The following is a 19,626-nucleotide window of genomic DNA, read 5'->3' as shown; positions in this document are numbered from 1 at the left end:
TGAAAGTGACTTTCATTTTTAGGGTGCCGGCCAACACGGCGCGGCACCGATGCCCGGCATCGCACGAGGTGGACATGAGCAAGGTGGAGACAAGCAATCCCGCAGAAGGCGGCGTGGCCGCGGTCAACCGCGCGCTGACCGCGCTGCTGGCGTTCGGCAACGCGCCCGGCGGGCTGATGCTCGCGCAGGTCAGCGAGGAGACGGGGCTCAACATGAGCACGCTGTTGCGGATGTTCGAGTCGCTCGAGCAGTTCCGCTTCATCAAGCGCCTGCCGGACGGGCGCTACGTGCTGGGGCCCGCCGTGTTCCAGCTGGGGATGATGTATCGCGAGTCGTTCCAGCTGCGCGAGTATGTGATGCCGATCCTGTCGAAGCTGTCGGCGGAAACCGGCGAGACGGCCGCGTTCTACGTGCGTGAAGGCGACCAGCGCGTGTGTCTGTTCCGCATCCAGGCGCAGCGCTCGGTGCGCACGCATCTGCGCGAGGGCGACCGCTTCCCGCTCGACGTCGGCGCGGCCGGGCGTGTGCTGCTCGCGTTCAGCGGCACGCGCGGCGGCGACTACGAGAAGACGGCCGAGCAGGGTTACGCGGTGTCGATCGCGGAACGAGACCCGGAAAGCGCGGCGATCGCGTGCCCGGCGTTCGGCGTCGGCCGCGTGCTGAGCGGCGCGATCTCGCTCGGCGTGCCGCGCTATCGCTTCAACAAGAAGGTGCTGGCCGACTACCTGCCGCGCGTGCAGGCGGCCGCCGCCGAGCTGACGCATGCGCTGGGCGGCGATCTGCCCGCCGCGGGCGCGGCGTTCCGCGCGGCCGACCAGCTCGGCGCGCTGCTCGAGTAGCACCGTGCGCGGTTGAGCGCGCGCTCCGCATCGAACGACACACTAGGGTCTGCTTACATATGGAACGCACATGCGAATGCCCGAAATCGCCCGCATGGCAAGAAGCGAGGAGGGCCGTTTGGCGAGCCAAACAAGCGACGAGCGACGCCGCCATGCGGGCGATTTCGGGCATTCCCGTGACATGAACTTTTTAATTTGGGGTTGCCACGAGAACGGCCGCTCGCCGCGTTGCGCTCCTTGCGAATACGTCCAGTATTCGCGGCGTCGCGCGCCTCGCGAGCGGCCGTTCTCGTGGCAACGCATGTGCGTTCCATATGTAAGCAGACCCTAACCAGGAGACAAGCATGTTCGTTCCCGACCCGCAGGCCGCTCACGCGGCCGGCGCGCGCCGTCGCGCGTCCACCGGCCCGATCCATCCGAAACCGTTCGACGCCGGCGCGCAGGGACCGCTTGCGGGCGTGCGCGTCGTCGACCTGTCGCGCCTGATGGCGGGCAACATGCTGAGCGTGCAGCTCGCCGATTTCGGCGCGGACGTCGTGAAGGTCGAGAGCGAGCGCGGCGATACGCTGCGCGCGGTCGGCGCGGGCGGGATCAGCACGAACTGGAAGGTGTACGGGCGCAACAAGCGCAGCGTGTGCGTCGACCTGCGCGCGCCCGAGGGGATCGACATCGTCCGCCGGCTGGTGCGTGACGCGGACGTGTTCGTCGAGAGCTTCAAGCCCGGCGTCGCCGAGAAGATGGGGCTCGGCCCGGACGACCTGCTCGCGATCCGGCCGGAACTGGTGATCGCGCGGATCTCCGGCTGGGGGCAGACGGGGCCGTACCGCCACAAGCCGGGCTTCGGCACGCTCGCGGAAGGGTACGCGGGGTTCGCGGCGATCAACGGCTTCGCCGATCGCGAGCCGGTGCTGCCGCCGATGTTCCTCGGCGACATGACGGCCGGGCTGTCCGGTGCGCTCGCCGTGCTGGTCGCGCTGCATGCGCGCGACGCGCACGGCGCGGCGGGGCAGGTGATCGACGTGTCGCTGTTCGAGCCGCTGCTGTCGATCCTCGGGCCGGCCGCCGCGAACTACGTGATGACCGGCGAGATCAAGGCGCGCACCGGCAGCCGCTCGTCGAACACCGCGCCGCGCAACGCGTATAACACCCGCGACGGCAAGTGGCTGTGCCTGTCGAGCTCGACGCAGGCGATGGCCGAACGGCTGTTCCGCGCGATCGGCCGCGCGGAGCTGATCGACGATCCACGCTACGCGACCAACGTGCAGCGCGTGCAGCACGCGGAGGCACTCGATGCGATCGTCGGCGAATTCATCGCCGCGCGCGATCTCGACGCCAATCTCGCGTTCTTCGAAGAAGCGGGCGTGACGGTCGGGCCGATCCAGGACATCGCGCAGATCGTTCAGGATCACTATGTGATCGAACGCGAGGCGCTCGTCGAGCTGCCGGACGACGACGTCGGCAGCTTGCCGATGCACAACATCACGCCGCGCCTGTCGGCCACGCCCGGTACGTTCCGCCGGCCGGCGCCCGCGCTCGGCGAGAACAATCGCGAGATCCTGCTGCCGCTGCTCGGCGAACACGAATACGAGCGGCTCGCCGGGCTGGGCGTGATCCGCACGCGCTAGGCGCGAAACCTCGGGCGCGACAGGGCCGCGAAGGACGGCCGTGCGCGCCTGCCGCCACATCCTGGATATGGCATGGAGGAGACACCATGAAACCACGCTGGACCCATCGGCCGCCCGGCTCGAACTGGGGCGATTTCGGCCCGGACGATCAGAAAGGGCGCCTGAACTGGCTGACGGCCGACGCGGTGCTGCGCGGCGTCGCGGAGGTGCGCGAAGGCCGCGTGTTTTCGCTGAGCCTGCCTCTCGACGTGCCGCGTGGCGGCGGGCTGAACGCGCGGCGCCGGCCGCCGGCGATCATGCCGGCACTGCTGGGCGACAAGCCGTACTTCGGCTATCGGGCCGACGAACAGGTTGCGAACGCAACCGATGTGGTCTGCGACGACTCGTTCTGCATGCACTCGCAGTTCTCGACGCAATGGGATGCGCTGTCGCACGTCGGCTCGCTGTTCGATCCGGCGGGTGACGGCGAGCCAGCCCGCGTGTTCTACAACGGCTACCGGATGGACGAGCACATCCACGTGCCCGAAGCGGGCGCGCCGCGCGGCGGTGCGCGAGCGCTCGGCATCGAGGTGATGGCGCAAACCGGCGTGCAGGGGCGCGGCGTGCTGGTCGACCTGCGCCGTCACTTCGGCGACGAGCGGCGCAAGATCGGCTACGCGGAATGGATGGCGGTGCTGCGCGCGGACGACGTGGTCGTCGAGCGCGGCGACATCGTGTGCGTGCACACGGGCTTCGCCGATCGTCTGCTCGACGCCGACGCGCGTGGCGAGCCGGGTGCGCCGGACCTGTGCTGCGTGCTCGACGGCAACGACCCGCGCCTGCTCGAATGGATCGCCGCATCGGGGCTCGCGGCACTCGCCGCGGACAACCACGCGATCGAGGAGCGCCCGCGCCATGCGTCGGCGCGCGAGCGGCCCGGCGCGCTGATGCCGCTGCACGAGCTGTGCCTGTTCAAGCTCGGCATTCATCTCGGCGAGCTGTGGCACCTGACGCCGCTTGCCGAATGGTTGCGTGCGCACCGGCGCAACCGCTTCCTGCTCACCGCGCCGCCGCTGCACCTGCGCGGGCTAGTCGGGTCGCCGGTCAACCCGGTCGCCACCGTCTGAACGCCGGCGCCGCGCGCACGCCGCGCCGGCGCCTTGTCCGCCGCTTCGCGCCGGCCGCGCGGGCGGATCATCGAGGAGTCGCCATGTCCCATTCCCATGCGGCGTCGATTGCCGCGCGCATCGACCGCCTGCCCGCGACGGCCAGCATCTGGACGCTCGTGTTGTTCCTGAGCGTCGGCGGGTTTTTCGAGGTCTACGACCTGTTCCAGATGACCTACCTGCCGCCGGGGCTGATCCGCGACGGCATCTTTCATGCGGGCTCGCACGGCGTGCTCGGCATGTCGGATCAGGGCGCGCTCGGCGCGGCGACATTCGCCGGGCTGTTCGTCGGCGAGATGTTCGTGTCGCGCCTCGCGGACCGCTTCGGGCGGCGCGCGCTGTTCACCGGCGCGCTGCTGCTCTATACGGCGGCGAGCCTTGCGATGTGCGTGCAGACGCATGCGCTCGGCATCCTCGTGTGCCGCTTCATCGCGGGCTGCGGCATCGGCGCGGAGCTGATCACGATCGGCGCGTTCCTGACCGAGCTGGTGCCGAAGGCGGTGCGCGGCCGCGCGTTCGCGCTGTGCTTCGCGGTCGGTTATCTCGCGATGCCCGTGCTCGCGCTGGTGTCGTGGCTGTGGGTGCCGCACGATCCGCTCGGGATCTCCGGGTGGCGCTGGGTCGTGCTGCTCGGCGGCAGCGGCGCGGTCGTCGTCTGGTGGCTGCAGTCGCGGTTGCCGGAGTCGCCGCGCTGGCTCGCCCGCAACGGCCGCGAGGCTGAGGCCGAAGCCGTGCTGCAGCGTCTCGAGCAGGCGGTCGAGCGGGAATCCGGCCGGCCGCTGCCCGAGGTCCCGGCGCCGGCCGCGGCTGCCTCGGCCCCGCAGCGCACGCCGTCGATGTGGGATGCGCAACATCGCGGCCGCACGGCGATGCTGATCGTGTTCAATGCATTCCTGAGCATCGGCTTCTTCGGCTTCAGCCAGTGGTTGCCGACGCTGCTCGCCGCGCAGGGCGCGAGCGTCACGAAAAGCCTCTGGTATGCGTTCGTGATCGCGTTCGCGTATCCGGTGTCGCCGTTCGTCGCGGGCCTGCTCGCCGACCGGATCGAGCGCAAATGGCTGATCGTCGCGTCGGCGTTCGGCGTCGCGCTGTTCGGCACCGCGTTCGCGATGTCGGCGCAGGCGCCGTTCGTGATCGCGTTCGGTCTGCTCGTCACGCTGTCCAATACGGTGCTCGCGAGCAACGGCACCGCGTATCAGTCGGAAGTGTTTCCGACCGAGATCCGCGGGCGCGCGCTCGGCTTCGTGCATTCGATCGGCCGCCTGACGGGAATCGCGAGCAGTTTCATCGTCGCGCTGCTGCTCGAACGCGCCGGGGTATCGGCGGTGTTCGTGCTGATCGGCGGCAGCATGGTGATCGTGATGGTGTCGATCGGTGTGTTCGGGCCGTATACCAACAACCGGGCGCTGGACGAGATCACGAGCCGCGGCGGGGAGGGCGCCGAGAACGCGGCGGCGGTGCGCGGGCTCGCTGTTTTGCCGACTCGGCGTGTCGACGGGCCGCGTAAGGGCGCCGGGGATCGGGCGGTGTAATGACGGCGGCGGCAACGTTCATCACGCCGTCTCGGCCGCCGACTCACGCATCGCCGCTCACTCGCGGCGGCGCGGTCGAGCGGTCGCGTCGGCGACGCGGTCGACCCAGCCCCGGTAGAACGCGCGGTACTTGAGCACGAGCTTGTCGTACTTGCTGTACGCGCCGCCGCCGTCCGGCTTCATCCCGTTCCAGATCTTGACGTCGTACCCGGCGGCCTGTCTGGTCTGCAACCCGAACAGCACGAAGTCGGTCGCGCGGCGCAGGACGCCGCCCACCTTCTTGATCGAGATGAGCATGTGCATGACGTTCTTGCCGTCGCTCACCGGCGTCACACACTGGAGCAGCTTGTATTTGAAGTCTCCGTCCAGGGCGACGGTCATGACGCACCCGCCGGGGTAGCCGTCGAAGTGCAGGTTCATCTGCGACATGTTCAGGCCGAGCGCGCGCGACAGCATGCCGAGGGGTCCGAAGTACCGGTCCACGGTGAAGTCGATCCCGGCACCGAACCACGCGCCCGCCCGGGCCAGCGGCTCGACCTCCGGCCACGGGCGCCAATCGTCGAAGAGCTTGAGCTCGAAGGCCGAGATCGGGAGCGCGTGCACGGGGTTCGCGTGCTGCGCGTCGTAGAAGTTCTCGACGATCCGCAAGACCGCCGTCGTCGTTTCGAACGCGATGTGCAGGTGCATGAAGTCGCCATTGTCGACGTCGGCCGCGGCGATTTCGGGCAGCGGGTGCAGCGGCTGCGGGGAGCCGTACCAGACCCACACGTAGCCGTATCGCTCGGCGGTGACCAAGGTCGGCTGGCGCGCCCCGCGCGGGACGGGCTCCAGCCGGCTCACCGCCGAGCTGTGGCCGGGGATGTGAACGCACTGGCCCTGCTCGTCGTACCGCCAGTGGTGAAACGGGCACTGGATGCACCCGTCCTCGACCCGCCCGTCGGCCAGGTTCGCGCCGAGGTGCGAGCAGTGGCGGTCCATCACCACGGCCCGCCCCATCGCGCCGCGCCACGCCACGCACGGACGGCCGAAGAGCGTCAACGCCGTCGGCTTGTCCTTGAGGTCGTCCGAGCGCATCGCGACGTACCAGCTCGCGGCCACGCGCGTGGTCGCGTCGTACGCCCCCAGGGGATGCTCGTCGGTGCGCGCTTGATCCAATTGAACGTCGTTCATCGTTTTCGTTCCGGAGCCGGCCGACTACTTCAGCGCCAAGCCGATGCGGGTCGTGACGTACGCCCTGAGCAGCGCGAACATCGGGTTGTAGTCGAAGTACCTTTTCACCTCTGCCGGCGCGCTGGTTTGCGTCCAGTGCAACAGCTTCATCGCCGGCAGCAGGCTGTACTTCGAGTTGTTGAGCTGCGGCCTGGCCCCGGTGATGCAGTACCCGAAGCCGAACATCGGCCTGGCGAAGTCTCGTTCGTCGATGAGGGCGTGAATCCGCGCCGCGGCCTCGTCGGCCGGCTTGTGCCCGGCGCTCACGGCCTCGACCTCGGCCTTGGCGTCGTTGAACAACTGGTAGTACCCCTCCATGTCCGCGCACAGGTACCCGAGGTACGGCGGGTTGTCGTCGAGGTGATCGAGGTCGCCCTCGTTACGCGACGCGCGGAACCGCGCGTGGGCTTGCACGAGCCGGAACTGCCCGAGGATCGTACCGACCGCCCACAGCCGGTGGAATGCGTCCCACAGGCGGAAATCCGAGAACGCCGTGTAGCAGCAGCTGACGAAGTCGTCGTTGTGGTCCAGCAGCTTCTGCTGCAGGCGCTCGATGTACTCGAAGCGCTCGGGGGAAAAGTCGTCGTCGCGCAGCGCCTTGATGAGGCGCGCCGCGAGCGCGTGGATGGTTACCGCGGTGTTCTCGAGCCCCCGGGAGAAAAGCGGGTCGATGAAGCCGTTCGCGTGCAGCATCAGGCAGTAGCGGTCGCCGACGCAGGCGCTCGACGAGAATTGCAGGCGGTCGGTCTTGACCCAGTCGCGCACCGGCACGGCGTCCCGGAACTGCGCCCCGATGCTCGGGAACCGCGCGAGGAATTCGTCGAATTCCTGCTGTGCGGAGATGTCCGTTTTCGGGTAGACACGCGGGTCGAGCTGCAGGCCGACGCTCACCAGGTTGTTGGTCGACCGCGGGTGGTTGTTGAACGGAATCACCCAGAGCCAGCCGCCCGCGAACATGTGGTGCAAGGTCCCTTCGTGCCAGCGCCAGCGCTGCCCCTTGACCTTGAAGATGTCGTCGAACGGCTTGACCCCGAGCATGTGCGTATAGAGGCTGCGCGAGTGCGTCTTGAAGCGACACGGCTCTTCGCGGAGCTTGAACTGGGTCGCGAGCGGCGCGCGGGGACCTCCGCAGTCGATCATGTACCGGCCGGTGAACCGCTCGCCCTGGGCGGTGGTCACCGCGACGCCGTCTTTGTCGGCGTGGTATTCGGTCACGTTCGTCTTCTGGCGGACCGTGCAGCCGTATTTGATGGCGGCCTGCAACAGGTAGGCGTCGACGTCTTGCCGGTAATAATGGCTCTCCGGACCCCATGGCAGCTCGGGAATCACGCACTGCGTGAACTCCTTCGGGTCGTGCTCCTGACCGGGCTTGTGGAACACGAAGCCGAAGTTGCGCTTGATGCCCGTGCTCGACGCGACGTAACGCTGCGTCGCGTAGAACGACGTGATGTGATCGAGCTCCGGAATGCCGTAGCGATCGGCGATGATGCGGTTCATCAGAGACGTCTCGGGGATCGACGATTCGCCGATCGTGAACCGCGGGTGCGACGACTCCTCGACGATCAGCACGCGAAACTGTTGTCTGGCCAGGATGGCGCCCATCTGGGTGCCGGACATGCCCGAGCCGAGGATGATCACGTCGAAGTGATGGCTGTCGCGCCCGTTCGCGAGGCTGTTCTGAGTCATGGGGGCAAGTTCTCCTGGTGAGATGGAACACAGGGCCGCACGCGTCAGGCGTCAGCGCTCGTCGAACGCGGCGCGGAGGCGGAACCGCGCGGTACGCGTGAGCGTGAGCAGATCGACGAGCGCGCTGGGCGCGTACCCCCCGCTGCCGATGGCGGGGCCGCTTTGCCCGGCTTCGTACGCCCGCTCCGCCAATTTGAGGTGAGGCGCCCGGAAGCGCAGCAGGACCTCGAAGACCCGGTCGAGGGCCGCCAGCCCGGCCCCGACGGGCTCGCCCCGCGCGCCGACCGCTTGCGCCTCGCCGCGCACGCGGTCGACGAGCGCCGGCTCCCCGGCGAACCGAGCGTAGACGGCCCGGTACGCGGGAAGCACGTAGGGCAGGTACGTCTCCTTGAATTCCCGATAAGCCGGGTGGTCCGATTGCGAGCCCCACAGCACGTGCTCCAGCACGAAGAGGGGCATTTCCACGGCACCGGGGCCGAGGTAGCGCTGGCCCCCGACTCGAATCGGTTCGTAGAAGGGGCGGAGCTCGTGGTAGAAGACCTGCAGCGAGATGAAGCGGTAAGCGTAGACGACCGATTCGACCATTTTCTGAAGATAGGCCGCCAGCTCGTCGCACCCTCGCGCGAACGCGGGCGACCGCAGGGGCACGTCGTACAGCTCGACGGTCACCGCGATGGCCGCCTCGAGGGCCGCCATCGAGATGCGCACGCTCTCGAGCAGGTGCGCTTCGTCGCGGAGCCCGGTGTAGCTCCGCTGCGCGTCGGCCGCCGCGGGGTTCCAGACCGTCACATGCAGGAGCGTCTCGCGCGGCGGCAGGTCGGTCGCGCGCGCCAGGTCGAGCAGCACCGGCTCGAGCCCGGGCACCACGTCCACGGGCTCGTGTCCGTGCCGCTTGAGCGACCCCAGGAAGAACCCGATGTCCCGCATCGCGGCGGCGGCTTCGACGAAGCCCCAGCCGGAGGGCACGCCGCGCGCCGGGAGGAACTCGCGCAACAGGGCAACGATGCCGGGCACGTCCTTGTTACGGTTCAGGCCCGGCAGCTGCAGAACGAGCGCACGCGCCCGCAGCGGATCGCAGGCCGCCACCGCGGCGTGCGTGGCCGCGAATGCGCATTCTCGGCCCAGGGCGCGCTCCACTACAGGATTTCCGGCGTCGCGAGCGTCGGCCCGGGCTGGCTGCGAGACCGCCCCGCGTCGCCCTCGCGCAGCGACCGCAGGTAGTCGTAGTTGGTCGGCAGGCTCGTCCGCAGACGCTCGGCCTCGCGCCGGATGCGGGCGAACATCGCCTCGGCCTTGTCGATCGACTCCGGTCGGTGCCGCAGGAGCGGCAGCGACCGGTCGGGCAGCATGCCCAAGCCGGCAAGGATGCAGTAGTAGTTTCCGTTCAACCAGAAGTTCTTGAATTCGTAGTCGAACGTTTCGTAGTACGTGGAATCGTCGAACGACGTGGTGGTCAGCGGCAGCCCCGCCTTGTAGCGCTGAACCTTCTCCTTGATGGCGTCCGAGAGCCGCAGGTCGTGCCGGTTCGCGAGCCAGAACGGCGTGTCTTCGCGCGACGTGGCGAAATAGTGCGCCTGGACGAAATCCCGGCAGTCGTCGAACATGTGGACGATCTCGGCGTTGAACGCGTCGGTCAACCGCGGATCGAACGAGGTATCGGGGAAGTGCTTCACGAGCTGGTAAAGCGCCGCATAGATGAAGTAGATTCCCGTCGATTCCAGCGGCTCCAGAAAGCACGACGACAGCCCGATCGCGACGCAGTTGTTGACCCATGCCCGCCCGTTGCGCCCGACCCGGAACTTGATCTGGTTGAGCGGCTGGTTGTCCGGGAGGCCCCAGAGGTTGAGGAAGTCGGCGGTGGCCTGGTCGCGCGACGTGAACTTGCTCGAGAAGACGTAGCCGCTGCCGAACCGGCCCAGCATCGGAATCTTCCAGGTCCACCCCGAGTTCATGGCGATCGCGGAGGTGTACGGCTCGACCCCCACGCGCGCGTCGGCGTTGGGCACGGCGCTGGCGACCGCGCTGTCGCACAGCAGGTAGTCGGACATGTCGATGAAGGGTTCCTTCAAGGCCTGGTTGATCAGGAGCCCCCGCATGCCGGAGCAGTCGATGAACAGGTCCGCCTCCAGCGTTCGCCCATCCTTGGTGGACAGGCTGGAGATGTAGCCGCGGTCGTTCAGGCGAACCTCCACGACCTCGTCGACCACACGGCTCACTCCGCGTTCGACGGCCCAGCGCTTCAGGAAGTCGGCCACCAGGTGCGCGTCGAAGTGCCACGCGTGGGACATCTGGCGGGTGCCGTCGGGCAGGCACGGTGCCAGCTTGCCGTCGAGCGCCCCGGGCTGCGGGTAGCAGGCGTACTCCATCGGCTGCTGGAAGCCCTGTTCGCGCTTGCGCAGCCAGTAGTGGGTAAGCGGCACGCCGTCGCAGTTCGGCACGCTGCCGAACAAATGGTAGAAGTGATCGTCGCGCGAGCGGTCGGGCGACTTCCTCCAGTTCACGAACTTGATGGCGGCCTTGAACGCGCCGTTCACCTGGGGCATCCACTCCCGCTCCGGTATCCCGAGGAAGTCGAAGAACACCTTCTGCAAACTCGGGATGGTCGCCTCGCCCACGCCGATCCGGGGGATCGCCGCAGACTCGATGAGCGTAATGTTCGTGTGCTGCTGGAGTGCCCGGACGAGGTACGAGGCGGCCATCCAGCCCGCGGTGCCGCCGCCCACGATGACGATATTCTTGATCGGGTTGCTCATGACACGCTTCTCATAGGATTTGAAACCTGAATGGATAGTGCCGCCTTATCGGGCTGAATTCGCAACTCGTCCGGTACGTGTCATGACGTGTCGGACTCCTCATGACACATGACACCGGGAAGGCAGAGTGAATCGCAGCGAAGTTCGGCTAAATGGGGGACGTCCCTTCACGCAATATCCGGACATCCTTGCCCGTATCCCCGGAGTTTTATCCGAGGCTGTTCCGCTCTCGGTTCAAATGGAAGCACGATCGAACAATGCGAGGCACCCATCGCATCGGCGGCACACCGCGTAACGGATGCCGCATCAACAGATTGGCTTGCCGATACGGCTAATCGCCATTAGCGCATCGAGATGCTCGGACAACGTCAGCTTCCCGAGGCTTGTCATACCGTGCACGTCACCTCTGCGATACACCATAGCAGTGTTAACGATGACATACCTTGCAAAATTTCATATCAATATCAGCTGATCCAGAGGAATACTTAATCCAGGAAAATATCGGCAGAATATTTTCCAACAAACTTTTTTATTGTTTTAAAAAAGGAAATTGGCTTATTTATGTGGGGCGTGTTAGTAGGCGAATTTGTTTTATAAAAATGAGAAGTGAGCGAATGAACTCACATGAAGTAAATAAGGTCGTCACCATTTCCGAAACAAAGATGTCAACCTTTGCGTATTTCGGTGGTCTTGATCTGCTCACCGAATTTATTTCGAGGCGATCGTGCATGAATACGGATTCATAACAGGCGCTAGCGGTTGAGCACGGAAAACACCAGCGTGCCCGCGAACATCCACAGCACGACCGACGCACCGCGAAGCAGCGTTCCGGTATGCGTGGCCAGGGACCGGCGCGCCGTCAAGACGCCGCCGATGGTCAGCCACATCGAACCGATCGTGACGGCGAGCACCGTGAAGACCGCGATCGAGCAGAGATAGAACGGAACCGATACGAAAGCCTGCGGGGGAAAGATCGCAGTGGCGAACAATAACGCCTTCGGGTTCAGGGTCGTCGCGACGAACATGTCGCGAAAGCCGATGGGGCCCGACTGGATGTCTTCAAAGTGCGGTTTTTTCCATAGCTGCAGGGCGAGATAGAAAATATAGGCCGAGCTCCCCAGCTTCAGCGCATCGTAAAGCCACGGCCGTGTGGCCGCGAATGTCGCCAGGAAGAACCCCCACAGTGATATTGCGAAGCCATAGCCCGATGCCTCTGCAACCAGGAGCGGCGACGATTGCCGGAAGCCGACCTTGATTCCCGAGGACAGCAGCAGGGTATTGGTCGGCCCTGGCGTCGCCAGGATCAGCGAAACGTAGAGTGCCATCTTCAACATCGCTTGTAATGTCGGCATCTTGCTTCCTTGGGGGCGATGACGGTCGCCACGCGTCGGGGCGACCCGTCGTATTAGTTGTAGTCATTCTGCATTCGGGCAGCTGTTGGCGTTCACAATAAGCGCAAGCGGTGCTCAGGAACCATGTTTGCGGCGATCAAGGGTGGAACCGCCCCCTGAAACGCCGGACACAGTCACCCACTTACAATAGGTAAACGGGGTGTCGGTTGCGCCCGGGCGTTATCAACATTGGGTCCAGGCTTTGGGAATGCCATCTTGAAAGACTTGGCGTTGGAACGTGCAAAGCCGTGTGTTCGGTTGTTTCGGGAAGGTACCCCGTGCACGCTTGTCATGTCTGTCGGAACGATGCTTGCGATGACCATGCTTGGATCAGATCGCGATCACGCAATGATGCAGATTGCCAAGCCCCACTCGTCAGTTCTGTCGGGCCCGAATAGCTCCCTACAACAACGACATCTGGCCCGGCATGCTCGAGGGAGCCGCAGGGGTGCTTTCCGGCGCAGTTCCGCTCGACGGGTGTTCGGGTTCCGGATCCTCACTCGAACTCACATGTGCGTGGGTCTGCCGATACTTGCGCGCCCACTCGACACCCAGTACATCGGCAGAGAACACGACGCCCGGCGCAATCTGAACAAGCTGGCTCATCGGCAGATCCTCCTGAGCGGACTGAACGTCGAAGTGCGTAGCGGCGTAGCGCACGCTGCAGTTTCACACGTCGACGCCGTCACGGGTGAACGTAGCCCATCCATCTTTTACGATCATCTCTGCACGCGGAAATACGTCGCCATGCCGGTTTGCCTCGGCAGCCATGCGCCGAGACGGGACGCCGAGCGTCACATCTGCTTGAAGAGGCCCGCGCATGCGCGGCTGACGGGCAGGACGTCGCTGTTCCCGCGCAAATGGATACGCAGCCGGCCGAGCAGATCGCGTTCGATGTGATCGATGGCCGCATAGGCGACGATTACGCCGCGATGCACCTGCGCGAAGCGTTCGGTATCGAGCCGCTGCAGCATGTCCTTGAGCGGTGTGCGGATCACGTGCCGCTCGCCCGCGGTCACGACCTCGGTATATTTGTCCGTGGCCTGGAAGTACAGCACCTCGTCCACCGACACGAGCCGCGTCGTGTCCCGGAGGCCCACGGTCAGCCAGCGGATCGGCGCGGCATCCCGCTGCTCGCGCGCGTGCGCCAGCAGGGCGGTGTCGGCGGGCGCCGGGCCGCCGCGCTGCAGCTTGACGATGCAGCGCAGCAGGCGCTCGTCGGTCACCGGTTTCAGCAAATAGTCGATCGCCGACTGGTCGAACGCCTGGACCGCATACTCGTCGTAGGACGTCACGAACACGATGTGCACGTGCGGCACGAGACTCGCGATTTTCAGGCCATCGATACCCGGCATCCGGATGTCGAGGAACGCGAAATCCGGGCGCTTCGCATTCAGTTCGGCGAGTGCGTCTACGCCGTTGCGGGGCATCCCGACGATCTCGAGTTCCGGCCACAGCGGCGCGAGGCGCGCGGCAAGCTCCGCGGACAGGTTGGGTTCGTCGTCGGCAATCAGGGCGGTCGGCATATCAGGCAATCGGGATCTGCAAGGTTGCGGTCACGCCCCGCATGGCGTCGGCATTCGCGCCGACCGACACGCGGCCGCGCTCGCCATAAAGACTGATCATCCGCGCGCGAACGTTCGCGAGCCCCACGCCGCCGTGCAGCTTCGTGCCGCTGTTGCCGAGTCCCACGCCCGTGTCGCTCACGCTCAGGACGAGCAGGTCGCCGCTGCGCGTGCCGCGAATGAGCACTTCGCCGCCGTCGACCGACGGCTCGATGCCGTGCAGCAGCGCGTTCTCGACGAGGGGCTGCAGCAGGAGCGGCGACAGCGGCAAGGCCCGCAGCGCGGCCGGCACGTCGATCGCATAGCGCAGGCGTTCCTCGCCGAGCCGGATCGTCGCGATCTTCAGCAGCGCCTCGACCAGTTCCAGTTCTTCCTCCAGGGTGGAGGTGGCCTCGCGCGTCCGGCTCAGGCTCGCGCGCAGATAGCGGTTCAGGCTGTCGAGCATCGTCGTGGCGCGGGTCGGATCGCGCTCGATCAGGCTTTGCACGTTGGCCAGCGTATTGAACAGGAAATGCGGCTCGATCTGGGCCTGCAGCAGCGCGAGCCGCGCGGCCGTTTCGGCCTGGCGCGCCTCGGCGGCCTCGCGCCGCTGCGTTTCGAGCGACGCGCGCATGCGCGCTGCCTGCACGAACACCGAGACGAATGCGCAGGCCGCACCGGCGATAACGAACGACGAACCGTAGGCCAGCCATACCTTGATACCCGCATGTCCGATCAGGTGCGGAACGTGCCCGATCGTCGATGCCGCGATCTCGAAACCGATGAACACGCTGGCAGGCGCGACGATCAGGATCTTCGGCACCAGCGCCAGCTTGCCGCGCACGAGCCTGTCGGCGGCGACGCTGAGCAGCATCGCGCTGAAACCGATACCGTTCGCGACGACCAGATACGGCAGCAGCGCCTCGTTGCGGCGGGTGGCCCAGAAGATCAGTCCGACACCGGTGTTGAAAACAAGGAGGCCCAGCAGCGATCGGCCTCGATGGGCGGGGCCGACATGCGGCGCGGACGACAGGAATGGGAGGAGCCTGCTTTGCATGGCAGCGAGCGAGTACGGATAGCGGAGATGGTAACGTAATTCGCGGCGGCGTCACCACCGGCGATCGGCCGCGACGCCTGCGCGACGGCTTCGATTCGCGCAGGCGCCCGGCGGGGATGTGCCGCGCCGTCGGGCTGTTGCAATGCAGCAGCGCGCGTGGGCCGGCGCGACGACGAAGCGGCCCCGCACGGACATTCACCGGACGCAGGCGCCGTTCATCGGCCGATTCCCGCCGTTCATCGCATAGCGCGGCAGGCGCACCTTCCGGCCGCTATAGTCGTCGACATATCCGCCGCGCGCGGCGCTTCCGAACAGGTACCCCATGCAACATCTCCCGTCATACGTCTACGTGTTGTTCTGCGTGCTCGTCTATATCGGCGTGAAGCGCTGCTTCGCGCGCGAAGTCCGGCCCGTGCGTCCGATCCTGTTTCCGATCGTGTTCGTCGGGCTCGGCCTGTCGAGCCTCGGCCACCTGTTTCCGCGGGCGGGGGGCGATGCCTACGCGGCCGCGCTGGCCGCGCTCGTGCTGGGCGCGACGGGCGGCTGGTTCCACGCGCGCCGCTGGCGGCTGCAGTTCCGTACCGGGCCCGAAGGCATGCTCGTGCGCCTGCCCGGCGACGCGAGCCTGCTGGTCACGCTGCTCATGACCTTCGTCGCCGAGACGTTCATTCATTACGCGATTGCCACGTCGCGGCCGTGGGCCGCCACCGGAACCTTTGCGATCCTGTCGTTCGCGGTCTGGGGCCTGCTCGTCGGCATGCCGCTCGGACGCGCGATCAACGTGGTCACGCGCTGCATCCGTCATGCGAACGGATCGTCCGACGAAGGCGCCGCGCCTGCGTTCGAGTCGCGCTGAACCGGCGCTGAACCGGCACGGTCGCCAATGAGGGCGGCCCTCGCGCCGCGATCTCCTTCCGCGCCCGACGCATTGCGCCGGGCGATTCGCTTGCCGCGCCATGAAGCGACCTGTCCGTCGGCCTCGATCCCCGGCGCCGTCAGGCCGCGCATCGCCGCGGCCACCGCCCGCTCAAAAGAAGAACGTCACGATCCCCTGCACGATCTCGCTTTGCGCCTGCCCGCCGTAGACGCTGCGCGCCGAGCCGTGGTTGCTCTGCCACTGCACGGCGAAGTCCGTGCGCGGCCAGTGATAGCGCGCCTCGAGCCATGTGAAATAGCTGTGATCGTCGAGGTTGTAGCGCGCCATCGCGGCCAGCGCCAGATGCTGGACGAAGACGTCGGGCATCGACGCGTAGACGAACAGCGAGTGCCGCGTCATCAGCTCCTGCGCGACGCTCGCCGTGTCGCGATAGCGCCAGTATCGCGACGGGTCGCCCTGTAGCGCACGCCAGGCGGCGGCGCTCGCGCTGGCGCCGTCGTAGTCGTACTCGAGCGTCAGCGACAGCTTGTTCGCGAAGGTATGGGTGACGCCCGTCGCGAGCTTCGAGGTCCATGACGACGAAGCCTGCGAGAAGTCCGCGGTCGCGCTGCCGCGGCCGATCACGTATTCGAGGAACCCGACCGTCGAGTTGTCGATCAGCGTGGTGGCGTTCAGGCCCAGCTGCGGCGCGATGCCTTCGCCGCCGTACAGCAGCCACTGCGGCGCGAAATCGCCGAACAGGCGCTGCGATCCGCTCAGCATGTAGCGCGTGCGCGCGTTCGTCGCGCCGAGGTCGGGATTGAAGGTCGCGTCGTTCCGGTGCGTGTCGAGCCGCGGCGACACCAGCGCGGTGACCGAGCCGCCGTTCCACAGCAGCTGCCCGCGCGCCATCACGCTGCCGAGGCGGTTCTCGCGCAGGCTCTCGGTGTCGATCGACACCACCGAGCGCAGCGCGCCGGCCTTGAAGAAGTCCGTTGGATTGAAGCCCGACGCGACGCCTTCGCGCAGGTTGACGCGGCCGACGTCGACGATCGCGTTCGGGCTTGCCTGCCAGCTCACGTAGGCCTGCTTCAGCGTGTCGACCGCGTTGTACTGCGACGTGCCCGCGCGCCATCCCGCATCGAAGCGATTCGACAGGATCCCCCGCCAGTTGCCGAACGTGCCGTCGTACGACAGCGTGTTCGACACGCGCGCGTTGTCGTCGAGCGTCACGGGCCCGGTCTGGCTCGCCGCCGTGTAGTTGGCCACGGCCGCCTCGAACGTGCCGCGCCAGTTGCTCGGGGTCACGGGCGCGGCAGTCGCCGTGTCGGCGAGCCGCAGCGCGTCGCCGTCCGCGTCGTCCGCCGCGAGCGCGGGCTGCGTGGCCGCGAGGCCTGCCGCGCAGACCAGCGCCGCGACCCGGGATCGCGCCATCGCTCAGTCGGCCTTGAAGCGCGACAGGTACGCGCGCTGCAGCCACGCGTCGGGAATGTCGCGCCACGCGTAGTCCGAGTAGCGCATCACCGTGACCCAGCCGGGATCGAGGCCGTCGATGATCACGGTCTCCGTCGGCCGTGCCGCGCCCAGTTGATCCTGGTAGTGCCGGTAGTACGCGATTTTCAGCACGCTGCCGCTCGCCGCGAAAAAGCGCGCCTTGACCGGCCGCTTCGTGTCGCTCGCGATCCACAGGTCGATCGCGTGATACGTGACATCCGGTGCGCGCGCCGTCAGGTGCAGCCGGTAGCAGTGCCGGGTCTGGTGCTCGCCGTCCGCCACGTCCTCCTCGCCGGCGAGCGACGCGTCGTAGTCGTTCGCCCAGTTGACCGTCACGACATCGCCGTTCGCGGCCTGGCCGAGCAAACGCTGCTGCGGCGAGATCCGCACACTGGCCTGGCTGGACGGATCGTAGAACCACAGATCGTTGCCGCTCTTCAGCATCAGCTTGTTCGCGTCGCGGGCAGGGGCGACGAACTGCACCAGCGTGCGGAACTGGCGTGTCGCCGGGTCCGCCTTCGAGTAGACCTTCAGTATCTCGGCGTCGGTCTGCTGTCCATTGCGAAATTCGAGCAGGGTCGTCGTCAGGCCGAACGGCTTGTCGGGGTTGCGCACGGCGTCGCTTTGCGCGAGCAGCTGTTGCGCCGCGGGGTCCGCGGCGGCGGCGGTGGCGGCGAGCGCCAGCAGCAGCGCGGCGGCGCGCGCGATCCGGATGGGCAATGTCATGGTGTCGGTCTCCCGGTCAGGCGAAGCGCAGCGCGTCGACGATCGGCAGGCGCGCCGCGCGGCGCGCGGGCAGCCAGGCCGAGAACGTCGCGACGATCGTCACGCCGAGCGCGTAGCGCGCGATCATCCCGAACTCGCCCCACACGCGCACCGACAGCGCGACCGGATCGGTCTGCCCGGGCGGCGTCCAGTGCAGGCCGGCGCGATTGATCGCGAAGCCCGCCGCGAGTGCGAGGAGGGTGCCTGCGACCGCGCCGCACAGGCCGAGCAGGCAGCCTTCGCAGACGAACAGGCGGCGAATGCCGGCGCCGCGCAGGCCGAGCGCGCGCAGCGTGCCGATCTCGTGCGTGCGCTCCATCACGGCCATGTTCATGGTGTTGCCCACCGTAAACAGCACGATCGTGGCGATCAACACCGCGATGAAACCGAAGATCGCGCCGAACATACCGGTGACCTGGCCGTACTGCGGATTGAGCGTCGCGAAGCCGAGCACCTCGAGCGGCTCGCCGGCGAGCCGGGTGCGCAGCAGCGTCTGGATTCGCGCGCGCGCGGCCGGCAGGTCGGCCGTGTGCTTGAGCTGCACGACGATGGACGTCACCTTCGCATTCGGGCCGCTGCCGTAGACGAGTTGCTGCGCCTGCGGTAGATGCACCTGCACGAACATGTCGTCGATTTGCTTGACGCCTTGCTTCTGCGCCGCGATCACCGACAGTGCGGCGACGTTCGGCGCGCCGTACGCATTCGACGTCAGCAGTTCGAGACGGGCGAGGCCGGCGGGGTGCGCGGGCTTCGCGGCGGTCTCGGCCCGCGCGAGCGACGCGATGTCGTCGGGCAGGTCCGACGCGTCGGCCGGGGCGGTGGCGGCCGGATCGCGGCAACCGGGCACACGCAGCGCGTCGCAAAGGCGCAGCACGCGCGCGACACCGGTGCCGATCACGGCGGCGTTCGGCGCGCTGCCGGTCAGCGCGACGGGCGTCGGCCGGTCGGCGAAACCGTAGTCGTTCCACTGCCGCATCCGGTTCTGGTCGGCAACGACGATCCCGCTGCCCGAGACGGTGCGCGATACGCCCGCCGCGAAGTTGCCGGCGATACCGTTGATCGTCAGCACCGGCGTCACGACCGTGACCTCGCGTGCCAGCTCGGGGTCGCCGAGCACGGTATCGATGACCTTCCCGTAATCGCCGATCCCGTACGAGACGGGGTCGCCGCTGCCGTACAGGAAATAGTTGAGGTGCTGGATCTGCAGATGGCCGCCCTGGCGCACGTAGCTGGTCTGGAGTCCGTAATTGATGTCGCGCGCGTAGCCGCCGAACAGCAGGATCGCGGTCAGGCCGACGATCATCGCGAGCAGCGTCGTCGACGAACGGCGGCGATTGCGCAACAGGTTGCGGAAGGCGAGAACCCAGAGGCTCATTGGCAGGCCTCCTCGCGCGACGCAACGGAACGGACTTCGACCACGCGCCCGTCGCGGATCATCGCGACGTCGTCGGCGGCGGCGATCACCTGCGGATCGTGCGACGAAAAGACGAACGATGTCGCCCGTTCGCGCTGCATCGTGCGCATCAGCCCGATGATGGCCGCGCCCGTCGCGCTGTCGAGGTTGGCCGTCGGCTCGTCGGCCAGCACGAGCGCCGGCTCGGTGACGAGCGCGCGCGCGATCGCGACGCGCTGCTGCTGGCCGCCCGACAGCTCGGACGAGCCATTACCCGTCCGAGCTGTCGGGCCGGTCGATGCCGGCCACGAGGTTCAGCAGCGTGCTCTTGCCGGAG

General features: G+C 67.1%; 16 protein-coding genes and 1 pseudogene. 5 read left to right on the top strand and 12 right to left on the bottom strand.

What is annotated here, in order from left to right; all coding sequences use genetic code 11:
• Positions 1–74: 74 nt before the first annotated feature.
• From VL15_RS38070 to VL15_RS38055, 4 genes are all read left to right on the top strand, one after another.
• Entirely contained in the window at positions 75–839 is a 765-nt protein-coding gene (locus VL15_RS38070; protein ID WP_048252058.1) for an IclR family transcriptional regulator, read from the top strand.
• 344 nt (positions 840–1,183) lie between these two features.
• Positions 1,184–2,464 (top strand): CaiB/BaiF CoA transferase family protein, encoded by a 1,281-nt coding sequence (locus VL15_RS38065; RefSeq protein ID WP_048252057.1) that lies wholly within the window; start codon positions 1,184–1,186, stop codon positions 2,462–2,464.
• Positions 2,465–2,550: 86 nt separating this feature from the next.
• Positions 2,551–3,570 (top strand): cyclase family protein, encoded by a 1,020-nt coding sequence (locus tag VL15_RS38060; protein WP_048252056.1) that lies wholly within the window; start codon positions 2,551–2,553, stop codon positions 3,568–3,570.
• An 83-nt stretch (positions 3,571–3,653) separates the two neighbouring features.
• Positions 3,654–5,141 carry an MFS transporter gene (locus tag VL15_RS38055; RefSeq protein WP_063778239.1) on the top strand — a complete coding sequence of 496 codons (1,488 nt, stop codon included), beginning with the start codon at positions 3,654–3,656 and terminating at the stop codon, positions 5,139–5,141.
• A 57-nt stretch (positions 5,142–5,198) separates the two neighbouring features.
• On the opposite strand, the gene VL15_RS38050 is transcribed toward VL15_RS38055, so the two are convergent.
• From VL15_RS38050 to VL15_RS38015, 8 genes are all read right to left on the bottom strand, one after another.
• A complete protein-coding gene (locus tag VL15_RS38050; protein ID WP_048252055.1) occupies positions 5,199–6,311 on the bottom strand; it encodes a Rieske 2Fe-2S domain-containing protein in 1,113 nt (370 codons plus the stop codon).
• A gap of 24 nt (positions 6,312–6,335) precedes the next feature.
• Complete coding sequence (locus tag VL15_RS38045; RefSeq protein ID WP_048252054.1) at positions 6,336–8,036, bottom strand: NAD(P)/FAD-dependent oxidoreductase; 1,701 nt, start codon at positions 8,034–8,036, stop codon at positions 6,336–6,338.
• Between the two features lie 51 nt (positions 8,037–8,087).
• The gene (locus tag VL15_RS38040; RefSeq protein ID WP_048252053.1) at positions 8,088–9,173 is read right to left on the bottom strand and encodes a monodechloroaminopyrrolnitrin synthase PrnB family protein; all 1,086 of its coding nucleotides are present in this window, start codon (positions 9,171–9,173) and stop codon (positions 8,088–8,090) included.
• Positions 9,173–10,789, bottom strand: coding sequence for a tryptophan halogenase family protein (locus tag VL15_RS38035; protein WP_048252052.1), 1,617 nt, complete (start codon positions 10,787–10,789; stop codon positions 9,173–9,175). Before VL15_RS38035 ends, VL15_RS38040 begins: the two co-directional genes overlap by 1 nt.
• A 752-nt stretch (positions 10,790–11,541) precedes the next feature.
• Entirely contained in the window at positions 11,542–12,141 is a 600-nt protein-coding gene (locus tag VL15_RS38030) for a LysE family translocator (protein ID WP_048252051.1), read from the bottom strand.
• Positions 12,142–12,582: 441 nt separating this feature from the next.
• Positions 12,583–12,786, bottom strand: coding sequence for a hypothetical protein (locus tag VL15_RS38025; protein ID WP_048252050.1), 204 nt, complete (start codon positions 12,784–12,786; stop codon positions 12,583–12,585).
• Positions 12,787–12,974: 188 nt separating this feature from the next.
• Positions 12,975–13,706, bottom strand: a complete 732-nt coding sequence (locus tag VL15_RS38020; protein ID WP_048252049.1) for a LytR/AlgR family response regulator transcription factor — start codon at positions 13,704–13,706, stop codon at positions 12,975–12,977.
• A gap of 1 nt (position 13,707) precedes the next feature.
• Complete coding sequence (locus VL15_RS38015) at positions 13,708–14,781, bottom strand: sensor histidine kinase (RefSeq protein ID WP_048252048.1); 1,074 nt, start codon at positions 14,779–14,781, stop codon at positions 13,708–13,710.
• 322 nt (positions 14,782–15,103) lie between these two features.
• On the opposite strand from VL15_RS38015, the gene VL15_RS38010 reads away from it, so the two are divergent.
• Positions 15,104–15,637, top strand: a complete 534-nt coding sequence (locus tag VL15_RS38010) for a DUF6622 family protein (protein ID WP_048252047.1) — start codon at positions 15,104–15,106, stop codon at positions 15,635–15,637.
• Between the two features lie 171 nt (positions 15,638–15,808).
• Here the strand turns inward: VL15_RS38010 and VL15_RS38005 are convergent, their stop codons facing one another.
• The 4 genes and pseudogenes from VL15_RS38005 to VL15_RS37990 form a co-directional block, all read right to left on the bottom strand.
• Positions 15,809–17,071, bottom strand: coding sequence for a hypothetical protein (locus VL15_RS38005; protein WP_048252046.1), 1,263 nt, complete (start codon positions 17,069–17,071; stop codon positions 15,809–15,811).
• A gap of 3 nt (positions 17,072–17,074) precedes the next feature.
• Positions 17,075–17,857: an outer membrane lipoprotein-sorting protein gene (locus VL15_RS38000; RefSeq protein ID WP_048252045.1), complete on the bottom strand. Its 783-nt coding sequence runs from the start codon at positions 17,855–17,857 to the stop codon at positions 17,075–17,077.
• A gap of 16 nt (positions 17,858–17,873) precedes the next feature.
• A complete protein-coding gene (locus VL15_RS37995; RefSeq protein ID WP_048252044.1) occupies positions 17,874–19,271 on the bottom strand; it encodes an ABC transporter permease in 1,398 nt (465 codons plus the stop codon).
• Positions 19,268–19,552 (bottom strand): annotated as a pseudogene (locus VL15_RS37990) (ATP-binding cassette domain-containing protein); the annotation flags it as partial. The gene VL15_RS37995 and the pseudogene VL15_RS37990, both read right to left, overlap by 4 nt.
• Positions 19,553–19,626: the final 74 nt, after the last annotated feature.

This window comes from Burkholderia cepacia, assembly GCF_001039005.1.
Classification (GTDB): domain Bacteria; phylum Pseudomonadota; class Gammaproteobacteria; order Burkholderiales; family Burkholderiaceae; genus Burkholderia; species Burkholderia theae.
The sequence above is the reverse complement of the archived record's forward strand: the minus strand, read 5'-3'. Positions and strand labels throughout refer to the sequence as shown.

Bases quoted from the DNA above. Each gene is read 5' to 3' on its own strand.
- VL15_RS38070 (WP_048252058.1), top strand. From the start codon at position 75: ATGAGCAAGGTGGAGACAAGCAATCCCGCAGAAGGCGGCGTGGCCGCG.
- VL15_RS38065 (WP_048252057.1), top strand. From the start codon at position 1,184: ATGTTCGTTCCCGACCCGCAGGCCGCTCACGCGGCCGGCGCGCGCCGT.
- VL15_RS38060 (WP_048252056.1), top strand. From the start codon at position 2,551: ATGAAACCACGCTGGACCCATCGGCCGCCCGGCTCGAACTGGGGCGAT.
- VL15_RS38055 (WP_063778239.1), top strand. From the start codon at position 3,654: ATGTCCCATTCCCATGCGGCGTCGATTGCCGCGCGCATCGACCGCCTG.
- VL15_RS38050 (WP_048252055.1), bottom strand. From the start codon at position 6,311: ATGAACGACGTTCAATTGGATCAAGCGCGCACCGACGAGCATCCCCTG.
- VL15_RS38045 (WP_048252054.1), bottom strand. From the start codon at position 8,036: ATGACTCAGAACAGCCTCGCGAACGGGCGCGACAGCCATCACTTCGAC.
- VL15_RS38035 (WP_048252052.1), bottom strand. From the start codon at position 10,789: ATGAGCAACCCGATCAAGAATATCGTCATCGTGGGCGGCGGCACCGCG.
- VL15_RS38030 (WP_048252051.1), bottom strand. From the start codon at position 12,141: ATGCCGACATTACAAGCGATGTTGAAGATGGCACTCTACGTTTCGCTG.
- VL15_RS38025 (WP_048252050.1), bottom strand. From the start codon at position 12,786: ATGAGCCAGCTTGTTCAGATTGCGCCGGGCGTCGTGTTCTCTGCCGAT.
- VL15_RS38020 (WP_048252049.1), bottom strand. From the start codon at position 13,706: ATGCCGACCGCCCTGATTGCCGACGACGAACCCAACCTGTCCGCGGAG.
- VL15_RS38015 (WP_048252048.1), bottom strand. From the start codon at position 14,781: ATGCAAAGCAGGCTCCTCCCATTCCTGTCGTCCGCGCCGCATGTCGGC.
- VL15_RS38010 (WP_048252047.1), top strand. From the start codon at position 15,104: ATGCAACATCTCCCGTCATACGTCTACGTGTTGTTCTGCGTGCTCGTC.
- VL15_RS38005 (WP_048252046.1), bottom strand. From the start codon at position 17,071: ATGGCGCGATCCCGGGTCGCGGCGCTGGTCTGCGCGGCAGGCCTCGCG.
- VL15_RS38000 (WP_048252045.1), bottom strand. From the start codon at position 17,857: ATGACATTGCCCATCCGGATCGCGCGCGCCGCCGCGCTGCTGCTGGCG.
- VL15_RS37995 (WP_048252044.1), bottom strand. From the start codon at position 19,271: ATGAGCCTCTGGGTTCTCGCCTTCCGCAACCTGTTGCGCAATCGCCGC.